Here is a 22,336-nt window from a genome sequence, read left to right on the forward strand (position 1 = left end):
ACCTATCCCCCTGATGCGCATGGAGACTAGTAATTTGACGGATGACAGGCTTGAGGAGGCCGAGAGGGGCTCAGAGATGGGGTGGTGCTTTTTTTTGAGGGTGGATCCGAGGGTTTTATTGACTTTCAGGGCCAATCGGGGGCAAGCCCATTCCACACGTTAATTGTGAACAGTCAAAATGTGGCAGGGGGCTTGCCCCCGATAGCCACTTCACAGACACCAAAGCCTTCAATGCAGCCGCTTACGGCACATCAGCTTGGCCAATTTCGCCGTATCCGGCCGCTCAACCACGCCCTTCTCAGTCACGATCACATCGATCAGGTCGGCCGGGGTCACATCAAATACCGGATTAAACGCATTGACCTCCAAGCGCTGCCCCATGACCTCCAGCAGTTCACCGGGATCGCGCTCCTCCAGGGCCACATCGTCACCAGTGGCCATCATCAAGTCCAGGCTCGAACTCGGCGCCACCACCATGAAACGCACGCCGTGGTGCATGGCGCACACTGCCAATTGATAAGTGCCGATCTTGCTGATCACATCGCCATTGGCGGCAATGCAATCGGCGCCGACGATCACCCAGGTGATGCCCTTGGTCTTGAGGAGATGCGCACCGGCCGAGTCGGCATTCACGGTGACCGGGATCCCCTCGCCCGCCAGCTCCCAGGCGGTCAGCCGCGAGCCTTGCAGCCATGGGCGGGTTTCATTGGCGTAGACGTGCTCGACCAAACCTTCCAGAAAGGCCGCGCGAATCACCCCGAGGGCCGTTCCGACACCGCCGGTGGCCAAGGCGCCGGCGTTGCCATGGGTCAAGATCGCCTGGGCGTTGCCCTGATGCTTGCGAATCCGCTCAACGCCCAACTGGGCCATGACGAGGTTGGCTTCCCGGTCGCTTTCATGGATAGCGATCGCTTCGGCCTCCAGCACCGCCAGCGGATCGGCGTGCTTCTTGACGCGATCCAGGCGATCGCGCATGCGCTTGAGCGCCCAGAACAGGTTCGAGGCGGTCGGACGGGTATCGGCCAGTAGTGCGTAGTCCTCTTCCCAGGCGGCCTGCCAGTCACCGCCCTCGGCGATGCGCTCGCGAGCGGCGAGCACCAGGCCATAGGCCGCGCTGATGCCGATCGCCGATGCGCCACGCACCACCATGGCACGAATGGCCGCAGCCACTGCATCGACCGTGGAGCAGGCCACCCAGCGTTCCTGGGACGGCAGGGCGCGTTGATCGAGCAGGTGCAGCGTGCCATCACGCCAATCGATGGCCTTCACTTTCTCCGCTGCCAACAGTCGATCGCGCATCCATCACCCCATACTCATCAACAAAAGCCGCCGATTATAGCGATCCGCCAGCCAGGACGCTCGGGTATACTTCGCGCTTCTTTTATAGCTGCCCGGGAAGAAGCCTGCGATGACCTCCACTGCCGCCCCGCTCGACTTATTGCTACTGCCAACCTGGCTGGTACCTGTCGAACCCGCCGGCGTGGTGCTCAAGGACCATGGCGTGGGCATCCGCAATGGGCGTATCGCCTTTATCGGTCCACGGGCTGCGGCGTTGAAGCTGTCGGCCACTGAAGTGCGCGAACTGCCGGGCATGCTGCTCAGTCCCGGCCTGATCAACGCCCACGGGCATGCGGCGATGAGCCTGTTTCGCGGCCTGGCCGATGACCTGCCCCTGATGACCTGGCTGGAAAAACACATCTGGCCCGCCGAAGCCAAGTGGGTCGACGAGGCCTTCGTGCGTGACGGCACCGACCTGGCCATTGCCGAGCAGCTCAAGGGCGGTATCACCTGCTTCTCGGACATGTACTTCTACCCCAAGGTCGCCAGCGATTGCGTGCACAACAGCGGCATGCGTGCGCAGATCGCGATTCCGATCCTCGACTTCCCGATTCCCGGCGCCGGCACCGCCGATGAGGCGATCCGCCAGGGCATCGAGCTGTTCGGCGACCTCAAGCACCATCCGCGCATCAAGATCACCTTCGGCCCCCACGCGCCCTACACGGTGTGCGATGCCAACCTGGAAAAGATCCGGGTCATCGCCGAAGAGCTGGACGCCGCGATCCATATGCATGTGCATGAAACCGCTTTCGAGGTACAACAGGCCGTCGAACAGACCGGCGAGCGGCCATTGGCGCGCCTGGGACGCCTGGGCTTGCTGGGCCCGCGCTTCCAGGCGGTTCATATGACCCAAATCAGCGAGGACGACCTGGCTTTGCTGGTAGAAAGCAACACCAGCGTGATCCATTGCCCGGAATCTAACCTGAAACTGGCCAGTGGCTTCTGCCCGGTGGAGCGTCTATGGCAGGCGGGCGTCAATGTGGCCATCGGCACCGACGGCGCCGCCAGCAACAACGACCTGGACCTGCTGGGTGAAACCCGTACCGCCGCGATGCTGGCCAAGGCCGTCGCGGGTTCGGCCACCGCCCTGGACGCCCACCGCGCGCTGCGCATGGCTACGCTCAACGGTGCACGTGCCATGGGCCTGGAGAGCGAAATCGGCTCCCTGGAAGTGGGCAAGGCGGCGGATATGGTTGCCTTCGATCTGACCGGGCTGGCGCAACAACCGATCTACGATCCGGTCTCACAGCTTATATATGCCACCGGACGCGATTGCGTGAAACACCTTTGGGTCGCCGGCAAGCAGTTGCTCGACGACCGGCAACTCACCCGCATGGATGAACAACAGTTGACCGCCACGGCGATTGCCTGGGGAAAACGCATCAGCGGGCACACCGAATAACGCTGGCTCTGAACCCGCGTGTTCAGGACCGACAAACCGATTTATCAGATTCAGAGGATTCACCATGAGCAACGTCGACCACGCCGAAATCGCCAAGTTTGAAGCCCTGGCCCACCGCTGGTGGGACCGCGAAAGCGAGTTCAAACCCCTGCACGACATCAACCCGTTGCGGGTCAACTGGATTGACGAACGCGTCAACCTGGCCGGCAAGAAGGTGCTGGACGTCGGTTGCGGCGGCGGCATCCTCAGCGAAGCCATGGCCCAGCGCGGCGCCACCGTGATGGGGATCGACATGGGCGAAGCGCCGCTGGCCGTGGCCCAGTTGCACCAGCTGGAATCCGGCGTGAGCGTGGAATATCGCCAGATCACCGCCGAAGCCCTGGCCGAGGAAATGCCCGAGCAGTTCGACGTGGTCACCTGCCTGGAAATGCTGGAGCACGTACCAGACCCATCGTCGGTGATCCGCGCCTGCTTCCGCATGGTCAAGCCGGGCGGCCAGGTGTTCTTCTCCACCATCAACCGCAACCCCAAGGCCTACCTGTTCGCGATCATCGGCGCCGAATACATCATGAAGCTGCTGCCGCGCGGCACCCACGATTTCAAGAAATTCATCCGCCCGTCCGAACTGGGTGCGTGGAGCCGCCAGGCCGGGCTGACCGTCAAGGACATCATCGGCCTGACCTACAACCCGCTGACCAAGCACTACAAACTGGCCAGCGACGTTGACGTCAACTACATGATCCAGACCCTGCGCGAGGAGTAAGCCTGTGAAGTTGCGAGCGGTTCTCTTCGACATGGACGGTACCCTGCTGGACACCGCGCCGGACTTTATCGCCATCTGCCAGGCGATGCGCGCCGACCGCGACCTGCCACCGATCAACCCACAGCATATCCGCGATGAAATCTCCGGCGGTGCGCGGGCGATGGTGGCCGTGACCTTTTCGATGGACCCGGAATCCCCCGGCTTTGAAGAGCTGCGCCTGGAATTCCTCGAGCGTTACCTGAAGGGTTGTGCGGTCCACAGCACATTGTTCGACGGCATGGCCGAGCTTCTGGAAGACATCGAGAAGGCCAAGCTGATCTGGGGCGTGGTCACCAACAAGCCACTGCGCTTTGCCGAGCCGATCATGCAGCAACTGGGCCTGGCCGAGCGCTCGGCGCTGCTGATCTGCCCGGACCATGTGAAAAACAGCAAGCCGGACCCGGAGCCGATGATCCTGGCGTGCAAGATGCTCGGCCTGGACCCGGCCAGCGTGCTGTTCGTGGGGGATGACCTGCGCGACATCGAGTCCGGCCGCGACGCCGGCACCCGCACGGCGGCGGTCACCTATGGATACATCCACCCGGACGACAACCCGCGCCATTGGGGCGCGGATGTGGTGGTGGATCACCCGCTGGAACTGCGCACGGTGCTGGATAACGCACTGTGCAGTTGCTGATGGCTCACTCACTCTACTGACTAAGGAAGATCCAATGTGGGAGGGGGCTTGCCCCCGATTGCAGTGTGTCAGTCACTGCATTTGGTGACTGATATACCACTATCGGGGGCAAGCCCCCTCCCACATTTGGATCTTCACTGCGCTCAAGATGGGTGTTTGTAACCCGCTGAATTCTGTCGAGGCTTTTTATGTTTGATTACTCTGCACGTCCAGAACTGCTCAAAGGCCGGGTGATCCTGGTGACCGGCGCCGGTCGCGGAATTGGTGCGGCGGCGGCGAAAACCTACGCCGCCCATGGCGCGACCGTGCTGTTGCTGGGCAAGACCGAAGCCAACCTGGCCCAGGTGTATGACGAGATCGAAGCGGCCGGCCACCCGCAGCCGGTGGTGATCCCCTTCAACCTGGAGACCGCCCTGCCCCATCAATACGATGAGCTGGCCGCGATGATCGAAAAAGAATTCGGCCACCTCGATGGCCTGCTGCACAACGCCTCGATCATCGGCCCACGTACGCCGATCGAGCAGCTGTCCGGCGAGAACTTCATGCGGGTGATGCACATCAACGTCAATGGGATGTTCATGCTCACCAGCACGTTGTTGCCGCTGCTCAAGCTGTCCCAGGATGCGTCGGTGGTGTTCACCTCCAGCAGCGTCGGGCGCAAGGGCCGGGCGTATTGGGGGGCTTACGGGGTGTCGAAATTCGCCACTGAGGGCCTGATGCAAACCCTGGCGGATGAGCTCGAAGACGTGGCTGCAGTAAGAGCCAACAGCATCAACCCGGGCGGCACGCGCACCAGCATGCGGGCCCAGGCATATCCAGGGGAGAACCCGATGGAAAGGCCGGCACCGGAAGAGATCATGCCGGTGTACCTGTACCTGATGGGGCCGGACAGTACCGGCATCAATGGGCAGGCGTTTGACGCGCAGTGAAACCAAATGTGGGAGGGGGCTTGCCCCCGATTGCAAAGTGTCAGTCACTGTATCTGTGACTGACCCACCGCTATCGGGGGCAAGCCCCCTCCCACATTTGTATTGCGGTGTTCTCTGGGCCTTAGTTTTTCACGACATCTTCAAGCGTGAAACGACCCAACGGATTTTGCAGGAAGTTGCTCACATTCTTGCGTGAGATGTTGATGTACGGGCTGTAGTACAGGTCGATCCAGTTCACATCCTGTTTCGCCAGTTTCTGCAACTCGACATACATCTGCTCACGCTTGACCGGGTCAGCCTCGATGCGCGCCGCCGCGACCAGTTCCTTGACCTTATCGTTCTTGTAGCGGGTCATGTAGTTCTGGTTGGTGTCGTGGCCCAGCACGAAGGTGGTCTTCTGGTCCGGGTCGAGGATGTCGTTGGTCCAGTACATCACCGAAATATCGTACTCACCGTCCACCAGCATCTGCCAGCTTTGGGTCGGGTCGACCTTCTGCAGGTTGGCGGTCACGCCGACCTTGGCCAACTGGTCCTTGATGATCACCGCGATCTGCTCGTCGGCTTCGTTGCCGGCGTTGACCACATAGTTGAGCTTCAAGTCCTTCGCGCCAGCCTTTTCCAACAGTTTCTTGGCGGCGGTCGGGTCATACGGGCGTTGCAGGTTGTTGGCGTAGTGGAACAACGAGCCTTTCGGGATGTAGGAATAGGCCACAGTGCCCTGACCGTAGGTCGCGGTTTTCACCAGCGACTGCTTGTCGATGGCCATGTCCAGCGCCTCGCGTACTTCCTGCTTGGCCAGCAGACCGTGGGCGTGGTTGATCAGCAGGTGATCTTCACGGGTGGACGGGTCGGAGTGGATCACCACGTTCTTGTCTTTCTTCAGCTCTTCAACCCGGGAAAACGGTACGAAGATCGCCGTGTCCAGCTCGTTGTTCTGCACCATGCGCATCCGCGTGTTGTCGTCGGTCACGGAGACCCACTCCACGCCATCCAGGCTGACCTTCTTGGCCTGCCAGAAGTTCGGGTTCTTCTTCAGGATGACCCGGTCGCCCTTGCGCCATTCGTCCACGGTAAACGCGCCGGAGGTCACCGGATTTTCCGAGTAGGCGTCTTCACCCATTTTTGTCATGGCTTTTTCCGACAGGATCGACACCGTCGGCGAAGCCAGTTGCGACAGGAAGGCGACTGCCGGGGTCTTCAGTGTGACAACCAGGGTTTTCGAGTCCGTCGCCTTTGCGGTGTCGATCAGGTTGAAGGGATCAGCCCACAACGAAGCCTTGTTATCGCGGATGCGCAACAGGCTGAACGCCGCATCCTCGGCGGTGATCGCCGAGCCATCGGAGAACTTCGCATCGCGCAGCTTGAAGGTGTAGGTCAGGCCGTCCTTGGAAATATCCCAGCTTTCAGCCAGGCCGGGCTCCATCTTGGTCCCCAGGTTGTCCACGCGCACCAGGGTGTCGTAGACGTTGGCAAATACCCAGGTATCGCGGTTCTGCGCGCTTTTGATCGGGTCGAACGTGGTGCTGTCTTCACGGCAACCGATGGTGAGGACGCCGGCGGCTTGCGCCAATCCGGCAGTGAGGGACCACGCGGTCAACGTAGCAGCGGCGAGCAACTTCAAGTGGCGCGATTGCATGTCATAACTCCTTGTTCATGATGGGCAGGAAGGGTCAACGGTTATTCAAGCACGCAACTGTATCGATGCTCGTGCTGGGAATGGGTAGGCGGCAACACCACGGAACACATCGTCCGGGCGTACCGGCAACGCGGGTGGAAGGCACAGCCCGTAGGCAAATTCAGCGGGCTCGGCGGCTCGCCAGGCAACAGCTGCGTCGGCAAAGGCCGGTGCGGATCGATCTCCGGAATCGCCTCGATCAACGCCGCGGTATACGGATGGCGCGGCGCGGTGAAGACCGCTTCCACCGGCCCTTCCTCGACGATCTTGCCCAGGTACATCACCGCCACGCGGTCGCACAGGCGCCGCACGATGGCCAAATCGTGGGCGATAAACAGGATCGCCAGGTTCATGCGCTGTTGCAGTTCCAACAGCAGGTTGATGATCTGGCCCTGGATCGATACATCCAGGGCCGCCACGCATTCATCGGCGATGATCAAGCGAGGCTCCACCGCCAGCGCCCGGGCAATACCGACACGCTGGCATTGGCCGCCACTGAGGGCGCCGGGTTTGCGACTGGCCAGTTCGGGGCGCAGGCCGACCAGGTCAAGCAGTTCGTTGACGCGAGCCGGGATACGCTCTGCCGGGACTTTGCGCTGCACTCGCAGCACCTCGGCGATGGTTTCGCCGATGGTGTGGCGCGGGTTCAACGCAGCGTAGGGATCCTGGAAGATCATCGCCGTTTCCTGGCGCAGGCGCGCGATGTCGATCGCGCTGCCATGGGCCATGTCGATGCCATCGAACAGCACCTGCCCGGCACTGATCGGGTTGAGGTGCAGGATCGCCCGGCCCAGGGTGCTTTTGCCGCTGCCGGACTCCCCCACCAGCCCCAGGGTTTCACCGGCGGCCAGGTTCAGCGACACGCCGTTCACCGCCTTCACCCACTGCTTGTTCAGGCCGAACACCCCCGTGCCGGACGCGGCGAACCGCACCTCCAGGTTCTTGATCTGCAACAGGCTCATGGGCGTGCTCCGAGCGGGTAGTGACAGGCCACGCGCGCGCCTTCGGGCAACCGTTCGGTGCACAACGCGCCGACCTGCGGGCAACGCGGGTTGAAGCGGCAGCCGCCGGGTAATGCATCGAGCAAGGGCGGCTGGCCGGGGATGGTACGCAGCAACCCAGGGCCACTGCCGTGGGCCGGCTGGCAATCAATCAGGCCGGCGGTGTAGGGGTGTTGCGGGTGGGCGAGCACGTCGTACTTGCTGCCGTGCTCGCACAGGCGCCCGGCATACATCACGGCGATGGAATCGCAGGTTTGCGCAACCACGCCGAGGTCGTGGGTGATCATGATGAGCGACAGGCCGCGCTGGTCACGCAGGTCCAGCAACAGGCGCAGGATCTGCGCCTGCACGGTCACGTCCAACGCCGTGGTCGGCTCGTCGGCAATCAATACGTTCGGGTTGCAGCCCAGGGCCACGGCGATCATCGCGCGCTGGCGCATGCCACCGGAAAATTCATGGGGATAGTTGTCGACCCGTGCCTGGGGATCGGGAATGCCCACCTGGCGCAACACTTCGATGGCTTGTCGGCGCGCGTGTTTTTTCGACGCGCCCTGATGCAGGCGGATGCCTTCGGCGATCTGATCGCCGATGCGCATCAACGGGTCAAGGTGGCTGCTGGGGTTCTGGAAAATCATGCCCAACTGCCCGCCACGCACCGCGCGCATGCCGGCGTCATCCAGTTGCAGCAGGTCCTGGCCCGCCAGGCGTACCGCACCGCCCTGCACGCGCAGGCTGGGCGACGGCAACAGGCGCATCAAGCCACGGCAGGCCATGGTCTTGCCCGAGCCGCTTTCGCCCACCAGGCCGAGGATCTCGCCTTCGGCCAGGTCGAAGGACACGCGGTCGACCAGGGTCACATCGCGCCCGCTGTTATTGGCGATCACACTCAGATCCCGCACTTGAAGCAGACTCATGAGCGATCCCCCAGCACTTGCGCCACACCATCGGCCAGCAGGCTGAAGCCCATGGCCAGGGTCACGATGGCCAACCCCGGAAAGGTGCAGATCCACCAGGCCGTGGTGATAAACGCCTGCCCTTCGGCAATCATCGTCCCCCACTCCGCCGTCGGCGGTTGCACGCCCAGGCCCAGGTAGCTCACGGCGGCACCGTTGAGCAGTACCAGCACCGCGTCAGACATGGAAAACACAATCGAGCCAAACATCGCATTCGGCAGCAAATGCCGGAACAGGATGCGCCCATGGCCAAAGCCCAGGCTCTTGGCCGCGAGGGCGAAATCGCTTTCCTTGAGCACCAGGATCTGTGAGCGGATCAGCCGTGCATACGACACCCAGCCCACCAGCGCCATGGCGATATAAAAACTCTTCAAACCCGGACCGAGGATAGCCATGATCGCCAGCATCAACACCAGGAACGGGAACGCCAGGATCACATCGATCACGCGCATGCAGAAACTGTCGAAGCGCCCGCCGATATAGCCGGAAACCGCGCCGACAAACGTGCCGATCATGAACGGGAAAATCACCCCGATAATGGCCAGTTGCAGATCGACGCGCGCACCCCAGATCACCCTCGAAAGGATGTCCCTACCGTAGTTATCCGTACCGAATGGATGGGCGAGACTCGGCCCCAGCAAGCTGATGTCGGTGTTCTGCGCGATCGGGTCATAGGGCGCGATCCACGGCGCGCACAGCGCCAGGACCAACCACACCAGCAGGACCAAAAGCCCCCACGCGGCCGTCAGGCGACCATTGCGAAAGCCAAACCGCAGACACAGGCGCCATGGAGCAATCAGTGGACGGCTGCTCATTGCATTTTCACCCGAGGGTCGAGGGCCACCGTGACCACGTCGGCGATAAAGTTGACCGCCACCGTCGCGCACGCCAGCACCATGGCCACGCCCTGCACCACCATGTAGTCGCGGGTAAAAATGCCGCGCACCAGCAACTGGCCGATGCCGGGAATGGCGAACAGGCTTTCGATCACGACGGTGCCGCTGATCAGCCAGCCAATATTCACCGCCAGCAGGTTGACCGCCGGCACCAGGGAATTGGGCAACACATGGCGACGGAACACCGCTGCTTCCGACAGCCCGCGGGCCCGCGCGGCAGTGACGTGGTCGGCCTGCAGCTCCATCAACATGCTCGCCCGCAGGTTGCGGACCAGCACCGCCGACAGCGCCAGGGCGATGGTCAGGCACGGCAAGACCATATGGTGCGCCTTGTCCAGCCAGGTACGACCGTAGCCGGACACCGGGAACAGGCCCCATTGCACACTGAGCAGCAGGATCAGCATCAGGCCCAGCCAGAACGCCGGCATGCCCAGGCCCACGGTGGTGAACACGCGGATCAGGTTGTCCGCCCACCCGCCTTTATTGCGCGCGGCCCACGTCGCCAGCGGCACCGCGATCAGCAGCGCCAGCACCACGCTGCCGAGCACCAGCACCAGGGTGGGTTCGATGCGGGTGACGATCAATTTCAAGGCGTCGACTTTGTACAGCAGTGATTGGCCGAGATCGCCCTTGAGCAGGTTCTTCAGGAAATAGAAATACTGCTGCCACAAAGGCTGGTCGAGGCCGTACTGGGCGCGGATTTTCAGCAAGGCGTCCGGCGTGCTGCGCGAACCCAGCAGGGCCCGTGCCGGGTCGCCAGGAATCGAGCGCACCAGCACAAACGTGATCAGGCTGATGCCAAACAGTACCGGCAGCAATTGCAGCGGCCGGGACAGTACAAAACGGTAGCGCGCCAGGTTCATCGGTCAGCCTCGGTGGCGAGCGAGAAAGTCCAACAGTACCGGAAAATAAGCCTGTGGCTCTTCATAGAACGGCATATGGCTACTGTTGGGAAATACATGCAGTTCGGCGTGTCTGGCCGCCATCTTCATGCGCATGGCGCAGGCTGGGGTGAGTTCGTCGTGCTGGCCGGTAGTGATCAGGATCGGCATGTTGAAAGCGGCCATCTCGGGGATGCGGTTCCAGTCCTTGAGGTTGCCGACGTAGAGAAATTCGTTGGGGCCCTGCATGGTTTCGTAGGGGCCCATGTTCCAGTCGCCGAGGGAGCGCTTGACCGGCTCGGGCCATTCGTCCAGGCGGCAGACATGGCGATAGTTGAGCAAGGTGATCGCGGCCTGGTATTGCGGGTGATCCAGGGTGCCCATGGCTTCGTGGCGTTGCATCATCGCCACGGTCTCACTGCCCAGCGCGCCGCGCAGGCGTTCGAGTTCTTGAGAAAGATGCGGAATGTCGCCGACGGTGTTCTCGAGGATCAGGCTTTTCAGCCTGTCGGGGTAATGGATGGCGTATTCGATGCCCAGCCAGCCGCCCCAGGAATGCCCGAGCAGGTGCACGCGGCCGAGGCCAAGGGCTTGGCGTACGGTTTCGACTTCTTCGACATAACGGCGGATTTCCCACAGGGAAACATCGGTCGGTCTGGCTGATGCGCCTGTGCCAAGCTGGTCGAATGCAACCACTCGCAGGTCATGGTCCTTGAGCCAGCCATGGGCGTCGCGCAAGTAGTCACACGGCAGGCCCGGCCCGCCGTTGAGACACAAGAGCACCTCATCGCCTTCGCCGAAGCTGTAGACCACGAGGTTGTGGCCATCGACTTGCACGTTGTACTGCTGGTCGGGGGCAATTTCACGCCACATGCATACATTCCTTGTGTTGTTTCGGCCTGGCGGGCAGCGGCCGTTTATCAGGCCAACACTACCGAGGATGCCGCGCGTCCATAACCTGGTATTTCTTATAGGTTTGGCCTGGCAGTCCTTCGCCGGGGCGTGGCATTCTACTTGCAGGAAGTGGAGATTCAAATGAATTCGGGAGCAGAACGGATGCTGGCCAAGCTAACTGCCTTCAATAATCGTCTGATGCCGGGCAGGAGCCTGGATGAGCAGATGGACAACACTTTTATCCTCGCCCAGCAGTTGGGCTTCGATGCACTGGTATACGACTACACCCCGGTGCCGATCGACCAGAATGGTGCGTTGATCACCCCCTCGGTGCTGGAGCTGCGTAACACGCCGACCGATTGGCATGCACTATGGTGCAGCAAGGGTTTCTACCAGATCGACCCGGTGCAACACCTGGCCCTGCGCACGGTATCGCCGTTCGTGTGGTCCTACGAAGCCAAGGCTGACACGGCCCTGCAAACCATCATCGACCCCTGCCACGCCCCCGTTTCATCCTACCTGCACGACCAGCAACTGACCTGCGGCGTCAGCGTGCCGATGCATCTGCCCCGTGGCGGCTTCGCGTCACTGACCGGCTTGCGCACTGGCAAAACGCCTACCGTGTTGCAGGACGCGCAGCAGACCTTGTCGGACTTCAGCCTGATTTCCCACGCTTTGCAGGAAGCGGCCTACCCGCTGTTCGGCAAGGAGCTGCGCACCTACCCGCACATTCACCTGACCAAACGTGAACGCGAATGCCTCAAATGGGCCGCCGACGGCCTGACCGCCGCCGAAATCGCCACGCAACTGAGCCGCTCACTGGCCGTCGTCACCCTGCACCTGGCCTCGGCGATGCACAAACTGGGCGCCAAGAACCGCGTGCAGGCGGTGGTCCGCGCCACCCATTACCGCCTGCTGGAAGACTGATCCCCCGGCAAAACCTAGCTGTTTTGCTAGTTACCTAAATCTCGCCCGCAGACTATCGTGTCCCTGATCATTTTTTCAGGGCAGGGTAGGAAATGGACTTCATCGAAAAAATCCGCGAAGGGTATGCCGCGTTTGGCGACTACCAGACCTGGTACCGCGTCACTGGCGACCTGGCCAGCGGCCGCACGCCGCTGGTGGTCATCCACGGCGGCCCGGGCTGCACCCATGATTATGTCGACGCGTTCAAGGACGTCGCGGCCAGCGGTCATGCGGTCATCCACTACGACCAATTGGGCAACGGCCGCTCCACGCACTTGCCTGAGAAAGACCCGTCCTTCTGGACCGTCGATCTGTTCCTTAAAGAATTGGACAACCTGCTGGACCACCTGCAGATCAGCGATAACTACGCGATCCTTGGTCAGTCCTGGGGCGGCATGCTCGGCAGCGAGCACGCAATCCTGCAACCCAAGGGCCTGCGTGCGTTTATCCCGGCCAACTCGCCGACCTGCATGCGCACCTGGGTCAGCGAAGCCAACCGCCTGCGCAAGCTGCTGCCCCAAGGCGTGCATGAAACCCTGCTCAAGCATGAAGCCGCCGGCACCTACCTCGACCCGGAATACCTCGCCGCCTCGCGGGTGTTCTATGACCAGCATGTATGCCGGGTGAACCCATGGCCGGAAGAAGTGGCGCGCACCTTCGCCCAGGTCGACTCGGACCCCACGGTGTATCACGCCATGAGCGGCCCGACCGAGTTCCACGTGATCGGCAGCCTGAAGGACTGGAAATCCATTGGTCGCCTGTCGGCGATCAAGGTACCGACCCTGGTGATCTCCGGCCGGCATGACGAAGCCACGCCACTGGTGGTCAAGCCGTTCCTGGATGAAATCGCGGATGTGCGCTGGGCGCTGTTCGAAGACTCCAGCCACATGCCCCACGTGGAAGAACGCCAGGCGTGCATGGGCACCGTGGTGAAGTTTCTGGATGAGGCGTGCTCTGTTCCGCACACAGTCCGCAAGGCTGGTTGAGTTCCAAATGTGGAAGGGGGCAAGCCCCCTCCCACATTTTTAGACCTCTGTGGTTTCTGCGTGTGGGGCTTTCCTTGGCTCCTGCGCCACCAATGGAATTTCCTTGCCCTCGGCATCAAATAACTTGCCCCCCCTGAAATAGTCCCCATCACGCAACGCCGCTACGTCGTGGAAACACAAACTGCGCTCAGTCCCCGCCACAAACACCGACTGCTGGTCCGAATTGCCTACGGTGAAATGGTTGAACGCCAGGTTCAACAGGATCGCCATGATCGCCGATGAACTGATACCCGAATGGAAAATGGTCGCGAACCAGCTGGGGAACTGGTCGTAGAAACTCGGTGCGGCAATCGGGATCATGCCAAACCCGATGGACGTGGCGACGATGATCAGGTTCATGTTGTTGCGGTAATCCACCTTGGACAAGGTGCGAATACCACTGGCCGCCACGGTACCGAACAGCACAATCCCGGCACCGCCCAGTACCGAGGTCGGCACCGCCGCGATCACGCGCCCCATGAATGGCAGCAAGCCGAGGATTACCAGGAACAAGCCACCGGTTGCCACCACAAAACGACTCTTCACTCCGGTCACCGCCACCAGGCCAACGTTCTGGGCGAAGGCACTCTGGGTGAACGAACCGAAGATCGGCGCGAACATGCTCGACAGCATATCGGCGCGCAGGCCGTTACCCAGGCGCTTGGAGTCGACCTTGGTATCGATGATTTCCCCCACCGCCAGGATGTCGGCCGAGGTTTCCACCAGGGTCACCATCACCACGATGCACATGGAAATGATCGCCGCGATGTGAAAGGTCGGCATACCGAAATGGAACGGCGCAGGGAAACCGAACATAGGCCCCTGGCTGACCCTGGAAAAATCCGCCATGCCGAGGAACACCGCGATCACCGTGCCGATCACCATCGCCAGCAGGATCGACAGGCGCGAGATGGTCGCGCTGCCGATCTTGCTCAATAGCAGCACCAGCACCAGGGTCAACGCCGCCAGGCCGATATTGGGCATGCTGCCGAAATCCGCCGCGCGGCTGTTACCGCCCATGGCCCAGCGCGCCGCCACGGGCATCAGGGTCAGGCCGATGGTGGTGATCACAATACCGGTCACCAACGGCGGGAAGAACTGGGTGATCCGCGAGAACACCGGGGTGATCAACAGCCCGATAAACGACGCGGCCATCACCGCGCCGAGAATCGCCGGTACCCCGCCGGCGCCATCGCTGCCGACAATCGCCACCATGGTTGCCACACCGGCAAACGACACGCCCTGCACCAGCGGCAACTGACAGCCAAAAAACGGCAGGCCAAGGGTTTGCAACAGGGTGGCAAGGCCACCGGCAAACAGCGACGCGGCGATCAACAGGCCGATATCCGCCGGTGACAACCCGGCCGCCTGGCCCACGATCAACGGTACCGCGACGATGCCGCCGTACATGGTGAGCACATGCTGCAGGCCGTAAGCCATGTTGGCGGCGACGCCTAGATTCTCATCTTCCGGCCGCTGCGGTGACGCCTTCGGGATAGTCATGGTGAGGGGTTCTCTGTTTTTGTTGTGGTGACACTGTATGCAATGTTTAGACTGGATGTCCATAGAGTTGTATACAATCGCTCGAACAAGATACCCTCCATCGGCGTTACAAAAACAACCCGGCCGTGATGAGCCAGAACGCCAAAGGACACTAGAACAATGAAAAAGGCATTACAGGGAGCCACCGTTGCACTCACCCTCCTCGGCGGCGGGGAGGCCGTCGCGGTGGAATGGATGAACAACAGCGTAGGTTTTCGCTACGGCCAGCAGTTCACCAATCCGAATAACCCCGACGAATTCAGCAAGCGCATCTACAGCGTTACCCACGCCAGCGGCTACCGGTATGGCAGCAACTTCCTGAACCTGGACGTGTTCCTGTCCGACAACCGCGACCCGCGCAAGGGCACCGACCACGGCGGCAGCGAGGTGTACGCGGTGTACCGGCATCAGTTGTATGCGTCACGGGTGCTGGATGTGCCCCTGGGCACCGGGCTGGTCAAGGATTACGCGCTGACCCTGGGCTTTGATGCCAACCGCAACAACAACGTCGCTTCGGCGAAAAAACGCGCACTGGTGCTCGGCCCGACATTGAAGTTCAACACCGTGGGCGTGCTGGACCTGAGCCTTCTGTACTACAAGGAGCGCAACCACACCGGCATCCCCGGTGCACGTGAGTCGAACCACACGTTTGACGACACCTACATGCTCAACCTGACGTGGATGCGCCCTTTCGAGATCGCCAACCATGCGGCGAAATTCCAGGGTTTTGTGAACTACGTCGGGGAAAAAGGCGCGGACTACCATGGCCGTGACACGGCACCGGAAACCCTGATGCGCAGCGCGCTGATGGTCGCGGTGCGACCGGGCAGGAGCGTGAAGCCGAACCTGTACCTCGGGGTGGGTTACGAGTACTGGCATAACAAGTTCGGCGTGGACGGCGGCCGGGGCAGCCGTACGTCAACGCCGACGGTGAACATGGAAGTGACGTTCTAGGCGGCGGCCAGTTCCGACTTGTCTGCTTTCGGCCGCGCCAGCCAATAGCCAAAGACGGCCAAGGGCGCGGTCGCCAGCATCACTATCACAGTAATCAGCAACGGCTGTTCGATCATCGACGACACCAACAGGCTGCTGAGAAAGCACAGGCCCAATTGCAGCGTGTTTTGCAGTGCCGCCGCCTTGCCGGAATGTTCTGCAAACGGCATCAGCGCATTCGCCACCACGATCGGGTAGCTGGCGCCGTTGACCAGCGCCATCAGGCAGAACGGAATCAGCAAGGTGGTGAGCGTCGGCACGGTCAAGGTGGCGACCAGGTACAGCGCCACCATGCTGATGCAATAGGCCAGCAGCAACCACGGCAACAGCGTCTTGCCCTGGAAACGCTGCAAAGCGCTACGGCAACTGTAGCCACCCACCAGAAACGCCAATGTCGGCAGCACGTAGCTCAGGCCGATGTCATTCGGGCTATAGCCCATGTCGCCGAGGATGAAGGGTGAAGCGGTCAGCCAGGCGAAGAAACTGGCCGAGCAGGCGGCGAAGATCATCACATTGCCGGTAAACACCCGGGAGGTGAGCAACTGCCAATAGCCAAGGCGCGAAGGTTCGTCTTCCCGCGTCTGAGGTTTCGACACGGAGCGCAGGAACAACGTCGGCAGCAACAACAGCAGCGACACCCCCAGCAATACACCGAAGATGGCCTGCCAACCGAAGTGGTTCAGCACCATCGCGCCCAGCAGTGGCGCCAGCGCCGGTGACAACGACATCAACGGCATGATGCTGGCGAACACACGGTGGGCCTTGTCGGCCGGGTAGCGGTCGATCACCAGCGCCTGCCAGCTCACGGCCGCAGAACACACGCCAATCGCCTGCATAAAGCGCAAGGCCAGCAACTGCGGCGCGGTCTCGACCCAAAACATCCCCGCGCAACCCACGACAAACAGGCTCAAGCCTGCGAGCAGGATCGGCTTGCGCCCCAGGCGGTCGGACAACGGCCCCCACAGCAACTGCCCCACGGCAAAGCCCGCGAGGAAGATACTCAGGCTGGCGCCCACCGCGCCCGCACCAATCTGCAACTGCTCGCCCATGGCGCCGAATGCCGGCAAATACATGTCCATGGCGAGGTAACCGAGCATGCTCAGCCCCGCCAGATACCAGGTGAAACCAAAAGAATTTTTCATTGAAACCTTGTTAATCCTGCCATCAAACTATTTGCTGACTGCCGCCCATTATGAAGCTGACAGTTTTGCTGTGAAGCGATAATAATTGGCGTCTGTTATCAATAATTTTGAAGGCAACCCTCATGTGGTCCGAATACTCCCTGGATGTCGTCGATGCGGTAGCGCGCCATGGCAGCTTCAGCGCCGCCGCCCAGGAATTGCACCGCGTGCCGTCAGCCATCAGTTATACCGTACGCCAACTTGAAGAGTGGCTGGCGGTACCGCTGTTTGTGCGCCGGCATCGTGATGTGGAACTGACACCCGCCGGCCGTCTGTTTATCGACGAGGCCCGCGGGGTAATGAAAAAAATGCTCGGCACACGGCGCCTGTGCCAGCAGGTGGCCAATGGCTGGAGTGGCCAGTTGAAGGTGGCGGTGGATTCCATCGTCAAACCCCAGCGCTGCCGACAGTTGGTGCTGGATTTCTATCGGCAGTTTCCCGAGGTGGAATTGCTGCTGGAATACGAGGTGTACAACGGTGTGTGGGATGCCCTGGCGGATGAGCGCACCGATATTGTCATCGGTGCCACCAGCGCCGTTCCGGTGGCCAGTCACTTCACCTTTCGCGATATGGGCTTATTGAATTGGCTGTGCGTGGTCAGCGCCCGGCACCCGTTGGCGGCCGTGGAAGGGTTGCTCAATGACGACCAACTGCGCCCCTTCGCCTCGCTGTGCATGACCGACACCTCGCGCAACCTGCCCAAGCGCGACACCTGGACCCTGGATAACCAACGCCGGTTGGTAGTCCCGAACTGGGCCTCCGCCATCGATTGCCTGCGCGATGGCCTGTGCGTCGGCATGGCACCGGCGCATCAGGTATTGCCCTGGATCGAACGCGGTGAATTGGTGGCGCTGCAACTGACGCGCCCCTTCCCGGCCAGCCCATCGTGCGTGGCCTGGGCACAGAGCAAACTGTCCCCGGCCATGGCGTGGTTATTGGAATACCTGGGGGATACCGAAACCATGAACCAGGAGTGGCTCAACGGAAAGGACCTAGTTCAATAGCCGAGTGATGGCCCGCACGATCATCTCCACCTCCTTGGCATCCAGGGTCAGCGGCGGCAGCAGGCGAATGACCTTGCCCCGCGTCACGTTGATCAGCAGCCCATGCTCCTGGGCAGCACGCTGGGCCAGGTCGCGATAGGGGCTGGCCAGTTCAATACCGATCATCAGGCCCTGCCCGCGAATCGCCAGCACCTGCGGATGCTCTTCCAATTCCATGCGTAACCGCGCCAGCAAGCGCTCGCCCTGTTGTGCAGCGTTCTGCAACAAGCCTTGCTCTTCGATAATGTCCAACACCGTGCAGCCCACCCGGCACGCCAGCGGGTTGCCGCCAAAGGTGCTGCCGTGACTGCCGGGCGTGAAAAGCGCGGCTACCGCTGCCCTGGCCAGGCACGCACCGATGGGCACGCCATTGCCGAGGCCTTTGGCCAGGGTCATCACATCCGGGACAATGCCTTCATGCTGGAAGGCAAACCAGGCGCCGGTGCGGCCGATGCCGGTCTGGATTTCGTCGAGCATCATCAGCCAGCCGTGCCGTGTGCAGTGGTCACGCAGGGCTTGCAGGTAACCCGGCGGCGCGGGCAGTACACCACTTTCGCCCTGGATGGGCTCCAGCAAGACCGCCGCGATCCGTGTGCCAAACGTCTGGGTGATTGCCTCGATCGCCGCCAGATCACCAAACCTGACCTTGAGAAAATCCCCCGGCAAGCGTTGGAAGCCCAAGCGCACCGAGGGGCCATCGCTGGCCGCCATGGTGCCCAGCGTACGGCCATGAAAGGCATTCTCCATCACCACCACCAAGGGCTCTTCGATGCCTTTTTTCCAGCCATGCAACCGCGCCAGTTTCAGCGCCGTCTCGTTGGCTTCGGCGCCGGAATTATTGAAGAAGGCACGGTCCAGGCCGGACAGCCGCGTCAGGCGCTGGGCCAGACGTTGTTGCCAGTCGATGCTGTAGAGGTTGGAGGTGTGCAACAACAGGCCGGCCTGCTCGCTGATGGCCGTCACCAGTTTCGGGTGGGAATGCCCGACGTTGGTCACCGCCACACCCGCCACTGCGTCCAGGTATTCGCGCCCCTGCTGGTCCCACAGGCGCGTGCCGAGGCCACGGGTGAAACTCAGGGCCAGGGGTTGATAGGTGGTCATCAGGCAGGCGGCGGTCATGGTGGCGGACTCCAGTGCATCGTTGAGATAGCAACAGTATCGTTAGCCATTCCAGCTGGATAAACTGCACTCCCCTGCAATGACTTTAAACCAGGACTTGATAATGGACCTGTTCCAAGCGATGTCGGTGTACGTGAAAGTGGTGGAGAGCGGCAGCATGACCGCCGCCGCACACGCCTGCGGGATGTCGACCACCATGGTCGGCAACCACTTGCGCGCTCTCGAACAACGCCTGGGCGTCAGCCTGCTCAAGCGCACTACCCGCAAACAGAGCCTCACGGAGTTCGGCGGCCAGTATTACCAGCGTTGCCTGGAAGTACTCGGGCTGGTGGCAGACTCCGAGCAATGGGCCGAACAGGCCCACGGCGACGTCCCCAAAGGCACACTGCGCATCACCGCGCCACCGGCGTTCGGCACTGAACGCCTGGCGCCGGCCTTGAGCGAGTTTTCCCAACGCTACCCGCTGATCAAGCTGTACGTGGTGCTCAGCAACCAGCGCATGGACATGGTCGACAGCGGCTTTGACGTGGCTATCCGCCTGGGCGAGCTGGAACCCTCAAGCCTGATCGCCCGACCGATGCAGGACTACACCATCACCCTGTGCGCCTCACCGGACTACCTGGCCCGACGTGGTACACCCCGGACGCCCGAGGACCTGCAACAGCACGACTGCCTGGCATTCGCCTACCCTTCCACCGATGACTGGCGCAACGCCGACAAGCTGTGGCGCATGACCGGCGCAGAAGGCGAAGTGGAAATCCCGGTGTCCGGCTCGCTGACCATCAATAGCTCCCAGGCCTTGCGCCAGGCCGCCGTGCAAGGCATGGGGATCGTCATGCTGCCGGATGCCCTGGTACAGCCCGACCTGCAAACCGGCAAGCTGGTGGCCTTGCTGACCACCTATCAACTGCCCAGCCGGCCCATGCATCTGCTGTACGGCCAGGACCGTTATCGCTTGCCGAAGCTGCGCGCCTTTGTGGATTTCGCCATGGAAAAGTGGGCGCGCTAGAAGCCCACGCCCAACTCGCGCAGTCGCGCCGCCGTCTGCTCGGCAGACACATGGTGAATGCCTTGCCAGCCGAGGGCGACGGCCGCTTCGATATTGCCGGCGACATCATCGATAAACACCACTTCCCCCGGCTGGATATCCGGCAGGTACACCCGTACCTGGCTGAGACTGGCGTGGTAGATCGCCGCGTCAGGCTTGATCAGCTTCAACTCGCCAGACACCACGATGTTGCGAAATTTGCGAAGGAAGGGGTAATGGGCCAGCGCATAGGGAAAGGTCTCGGCCGACCAGTTTGTGAGCCCGAACAGTGGCATGTTGGCCTGATGCAGCGCGTTGAGAATCGCCACGCCTTCGGGCAACGGGCCACGCAGCATTTCGTGCCAGCGGCCGTAATAGGCCGTGATCAAGGGTTCATGCTCGGGGTATTGATCGATCAGGATCTGCGTGGCTTCGGCCAGCGGCCGCCCCGCATCCTGCTCGGTGTTCCAGGCCTGGGTACAGATGTTATCGAGGAACCACTGCCGCTCTTGCTCGTCGGCAATCAGTTTGCGATAGAGGTGCTGCGGGTTCCAATCGAAGAGAACACCGCCGAAATCAAAAACGACTGCACGAATCGTCATCAGATCCTCCGTTAGCATGGTTTGAGAGCTGAGGGAGTCTGGCAGATTTACAAGGAGGGAGGTGCGCGCCGGAGCGTAAGACGGATCTGAAAAACCAAAAAAACAAATATGGGAGGGGGACACGCCTCCTCCCACATTTTTAACCGCGTTTAGGCTTGGACCAGACCCTTGATCTTCACGGTCGGGTTGACGTCAGCCTCGTAGTCCACACCATCGACTTCAAAGCCGAACAAGCGCAGGAACTCAGCCTTGTAGCCGGCGAAATCACTGATCTCGTCGACGTTCTCGTCGGTAACCTGGTTCCACAGTGCCGCCACGGCGTCCTGGACCTTCGGTTCCAGTTCGGCCAGGTCGGCACGCAGGCGGCCGTCGGCGTCGAGCTTCGGCTCGCTGCCGTACAGGCTGTCCTTGAACAGGCCGTAGACCTGCTCGATGCAGCCTTCGTGGGTGCCCTGCTCTTTCATCACCTTGAACAGCAACGACAAGTACAGCGGCATGATCGGGATCGCGGAGCTGGCCTGGGTGACCACCGCCTTGAGAACCGATACGCGGGCGTCGCCCTTCAGTGCAGCGAGGTTGTCGCGCAGGGTCAGGACTTTCTTGTCCAGGTCTTTCTTGGCTTCGCCGATGGAGCCGTTCCAGTAGATGTCCTGGGTCAGCTTCTCACCGAGGTAGGTGAACGCGGTGGTCTTGGCGCCTTCGGCCAGTACGTCGGCGTCACGCAGGGCGTCGATCCACAGCTGCCAGTCGGCGCCGCCCATGACATTGACGGTGCCGTCGATTTCTTCCTGGGTTGCAGGTTCGAGGGTGGTGTCGACCACAACGCCTTTGTCGGTATTGATACCGCGCAGGGTTACAGCCTTGCCGATTGGCTTGAGGGTGGAGTTGTAGACTTCACCGGTCTTGGGATCGGTACGGCGTGGCGCGGCCAGGCTGTAGACGACCAGGTCGATCTTGCCCAGGTCTTTCTTGATGGTTTCGATGGTCAGGCGCTTGATCTCGTCGGAAAACGCGTCGCCGTTGATGCTCTTGGCGTACAGGCCTTTTTCAACGGCAAACTTCTCGAACGCAGCGCTGTTGTACCAGCCGGCGGAGCTCAGCTTGCCTTCTTCGCCTTCTTTCTCAAAAAACACGCCCAGGGTGTCGGCGCCGCAGCCAAACGCTGCACTGATGCGCGCGGCCAGGCCGTAGCCGGTGGAAGCGCCAAGGACCAGCACCTTCTTCGGGCCGTCTTTGATGGCGCCGTGCTCAGTTACGTAGTCGATCTGTTCCTTGACGTTCGCTTCACAGCCAACAGGGTGAGCGGTCACACAGATAAAGCCACGAACCCGCGGTTTGATGATCATAAAATTTCTGCCTCTTCCAAGGTGCCGAAGGCCAATGGTGGCCATTCAACTTCAATCGTACCGGTCTATGACGTCCGAAAAACC

21 protein-coding genes are annotated in these 22,336 nt (G+C 61.5%); 9 read left to right on the forward strand and 12 right to left on the reverse strand.

Annotated features, from left to right (window positions below):
- Nucleotides 1-228: 228 nt before the first annotated feature.
- The gene (gene mtnA, locus FX984_RS22270; protein WP_146475758.1) at nt 229-1,299 is read right to left on the reverse strand and encodes an S-methyl-5-thioribose-1-phosphate isomerase; all 1,071 of its coding nucleotides are present in this window, start codon (nt 1,297-1,299) and stop codon (nt 229-231) included.
- Between the two features lie 109 nt (nt 1,300-1,408).
- On the opposite strand from mtnA, the gene FX984_RS22275 reads away from it, so the two are divergent.
- The 4 genes from FX984_RS22275 to FX984_RS22290 all read left to right on the forward strand — a co-directional run bounded on the left by FX984_RS22275 (nt 1,409) and on the right by FX984_RS22290 (nt 5,108).
- Complete coding sequence (locus tag FX984_RS22275) at nt 1,409-2,740, forward strand: TRZ/ATZ family hydrolase (RefSeq protein ID WP_074844549.1); 1,332 nt, start codon at nt 1,409-1,411, stop codon at nt 2,738-2,740.
- Between the two features lie 64 nt (nt 2,741-2,804).
- The gene (gene ubiG / locus FX984_RS22280) at nt 2,805-3,503 is read left to right on the forward strand and encodes a bifunctional 2-polyprenyl-6-hydroxyphenol methylase/3-demethylubiquinol 3-O-methyltransferase UbiG (protein WP_003172645.1); all 699 of its coding nucleotides are present in this window, start codon (nt 2,805-2,807) and stop codon (nt 3,501-3,503) included.
- Nucleotides 3,504-3,507: 4 nt separating this feature from the next.
- A complete protein-coding gene (gene mupP, locus FX984_RS22285) occupies nt 3,508-4,179 on the forward strand; it encodes an N-acetylmuramic acid 6-phosphate phosphatase MupP (RefSeq protein WP_027604184.1) in 672 nt (223 codons plus the stop codon).
- Between the two features lie 188 nt (nt 4,180-4,367).
- On the forward strand, nt 4,368-5,108 hold the full coding sequence (locus FX984_RS22290; protein WP_027604185.1) for a YciK family oxidoreductase: 741 nt from the start codon (nt 4,368-4,370) through the stop codon (nt 5,106-5,108).
- Between the two features lie 121 nt (nt 5,109-5,229).
- On the opposite strand, the gene FX984_RS22295 is transcribed toward FX984_RS22290, so the two are convergent.
- Genes FX984_RS22295 through FX984_RS22320 form a run of 6 tightly spaced genes read right to left on the reverse strand, consistent with a single transcriptional unit; the run spans nt 5,230 to nt 11,387 of the window.
- On the reverse strand, nt 5,230-6,744 hold the full coding sequence (locus FX984_RS22295) for an ABC transporter substrate-binding protein (RefSeq protein WP_065939299.1): 1,515 nt from the start codon (nt 6,742-6,744) through the stop codon (nt 5,230-5,232).
- A 41-nt stretch (nt 6,745-6,785) separates the two neighbouring features.
- Nucleotides 6,786-7,745, reverse strand: a complete 960-nt coding sequence (locus FX984_RS22300) for an ABC transporter ATP-binding protein (protein ID WP_146475759.1) — start codon at nt 7,743-7,745, stop codon at nt 6,786-6,788.
- Nucleotides 7,742-8,698, reverse strand: coding sequence for an ABC transporter ATP-binding protein (locus FX984_RS22305; RefSeq protein WP_146475760.1), 957 nt, complete (start codon nt 8,696-8,698; stop codon nt 7,742-7,744). Before FX984_RS22305 ends, FX984_RS22300 begins: the two co-directional genes overlap by 4 nt.
- On the reverse strand, nt 8,695-9,552 hold the full coding sequence (locus tag FX984_RS22310; RefSeq protein ID WP_146475761.1) for an ABC transporter permease: 858 nt from the start codon (nt 9,550-9,552) through the stop codon (nt 8,695-8,697). Before FX984_RS22310 ends, FX984_RS22305 begins: the two co-directional genes overlap by 4 nt.
- Nucleotides 9,549-10,496 (reverse strand): ABC transporter permease, encoded by a 948-nt coding sequence (locus tag FX984_RS22315; RefSeq protein WP_146475762.1) that lies wholly within the window; start codon nt 10,494-10,496, stop codon nt 9,549-9,551. Before FX984_RS22315 ends, FX984_RS22310 begins: the two co-directional genes overlap by 4 nt.
- Before the next feature lie 3 nt (nt 10,497-10,499).
- Nucleotides 10,500-11,387, reverse strand: coding sequence for a proline iminopeptidase-family hydrolase (locus FX984_RS22320; RefSeq protein WP_027604191.1), 888 nt, complete (start codon nt 11,385-11,387; stop codon nt 10,500-10,502).
- 183 nt (nt 11,388-11,570) lie between these two features.
- On the opposite strand from FX984_RS22320, the gene FX984_RS22325 reads away from it, so the two are divergent.
- Both FX984_RS22325 and FX984_RS22330 read left to right on the forward strand, forming a co-directional pair.
- Nucleotides 11,571-12,335 (forward strand): LuxR family transcriptional regulator, encoded by a 765-nt coding sequence (locus FX984_RS22325; protein ID WP_027604192.1) that lies wholly within the window; start codon nt 11,571-11,573, stop codon nt 12,333-12,335.
- A gap of 92 nt (nt 12,336-12,427) precedes the next feature.
- Complete coding sequence (locus FX984_RS22330) at nt 12,428-13,360, forward strand: proline iminopeptidase-family hydrolase (protein WP_065928127.1); 933 nt, start codon at nt 12,428-12,430, stop codon at nt 13,358-13,360.
- Between the two features lie 39 nt (nt 13,361-13,399).
- On the opposite strand, the gene FX984_RS22335 is transcribed toward FX984_RS22330, so the two are convergent.
- Complete coding sequence (locus FX984_RS22335; RefSeq protein WP_154905361.1) at nt 13,400-14,902, reverse strand: nucleobase:cation symporter-2 family protein; 1,503 nt, start codon at nt 14,900-14,902, stop codon at nt 13,400-13,402.
- 159 nt (nt 14,903-15,061) lie between these two features.
- On the opposite strand from FX984_RS22335, the gene FX984_RS22340 reads away from it, so the two are divergent.
- Nucleotides 15,062-15,895 (forward strand): nucleoside-binding protein, encoded by an 834-nt coding sequence (locus FX984_RS22340; protein ID WP_092359010.1) that lies wholly within the window; start codon nt 15,062-15,064, stop codon nt 15,893-15,895.
- On the opposite strand, the gene punC is transcribed toward FX984_RS22340, so the two are convergent.
- Nucleotides 15,892-17,076 (reverse strand): purine nucleoside transporter PunC, encoded by a 1,185-nt coding sequence (gene punC, locus FX984_RS22345; RefSeq protein ID WP_146475763.1) that lies wholly within the window; start codon nt 17,074-17,076, stop codon nt 15,892-15,894. The genes FX984_RS22340 and punC overlap by 4 nt on opposite strands.
- A gap of 122 nt (nt 17,077-17,198) precedes the next feature.
- Between punC and punR the strand changes: the two genes are divergently transcribed.
- Nucleotides 17,199-18,119, forward strand: a complete 921-nt coding sequence (gene punR / locus FX984_RS22350) for a DNA-binding transcriptional activator PunR (RefSeq protein ID WP_146475764.1) — start codon at nt 17,199-17,201, stop codon at nt 18,117-18,119.
- On the opposite strand, the gene FX984_RS22355 is transcribed toward punR, so the two are convergent.
- A complete protein-coding gene (locus FX984_RS22355) occupies nt 18,108-19,277 on the reverse strand; it encodes an aspartate aminotransferase family protein (protein WP_027604198.1) in 1,170 nt (389 codons plus the stop codon). The two genes, punR and FX984_RS22355, sit on opposite strands and share 12 nt — an antisense overlap.
- 103 nt (nt 19,278-19,380) lie before the next feature.
- On the opposite strand from FX984_RS22355, the gene FX984_RS22360 reads away from it, so the two are divergent.
- Nucleotides 19,381-20,286 carry a LysR family transcriptional regulator gene (locus FX984_RS22360; RefSeq protein WP_027604199.1) on the forward strand — a complete coding sequence of 302 codons (906 nt, stop codon included), beginning with the start codon at nt 19,381-19,383 and terminating at the stop codon, nt 20,284-20,286.
- Here FX984_RS22360 and FX984_RS22365 read toward each other — a convergent pair.
- The gene (locus FX984_RS22365) at nt 20,283-20,906 is read right to left on the reverse strand and encodes an HAD family hydrolase (RefSeq protein WP_027604200.1); all 624 of its coding nucleotides are present in this window, start codon (nt 20,904-20,906) and stop codon (nt 20,283-20,285) included. The genes FX984_RS22360 and FX984_RS22365 overlap by 4 nt on opposite strands.
- Nucleotides 20,907-21,055: 149 nt before the next feature.
- Nucleotides 21,056-22,252, reverse strand: coding sequence for an enoyl-ACP reductase FabV (gene fabV / locus FX984_RS22370; RefSeq protein ID WP_027604201.1), 1,197 nt, complete (start codon nt 22,250-22,252; stop codon nt 21,056-21,058).
- Nucleotides 22,253-22,336 lie beyond the last annotated feature (84 nt).

The sequence above is a fragment of the Pseudomonas marginalis genome (assembly GCF_008692035.1).
GTDB classification, from domain to species: domain Bacteria; phylum Pseudomonadota; class Gammaproteobacteria; order Pseudomonadales; family Pseudomonadaceae; genus Aquipseudomonas; species Aquipseudomonas marginalis.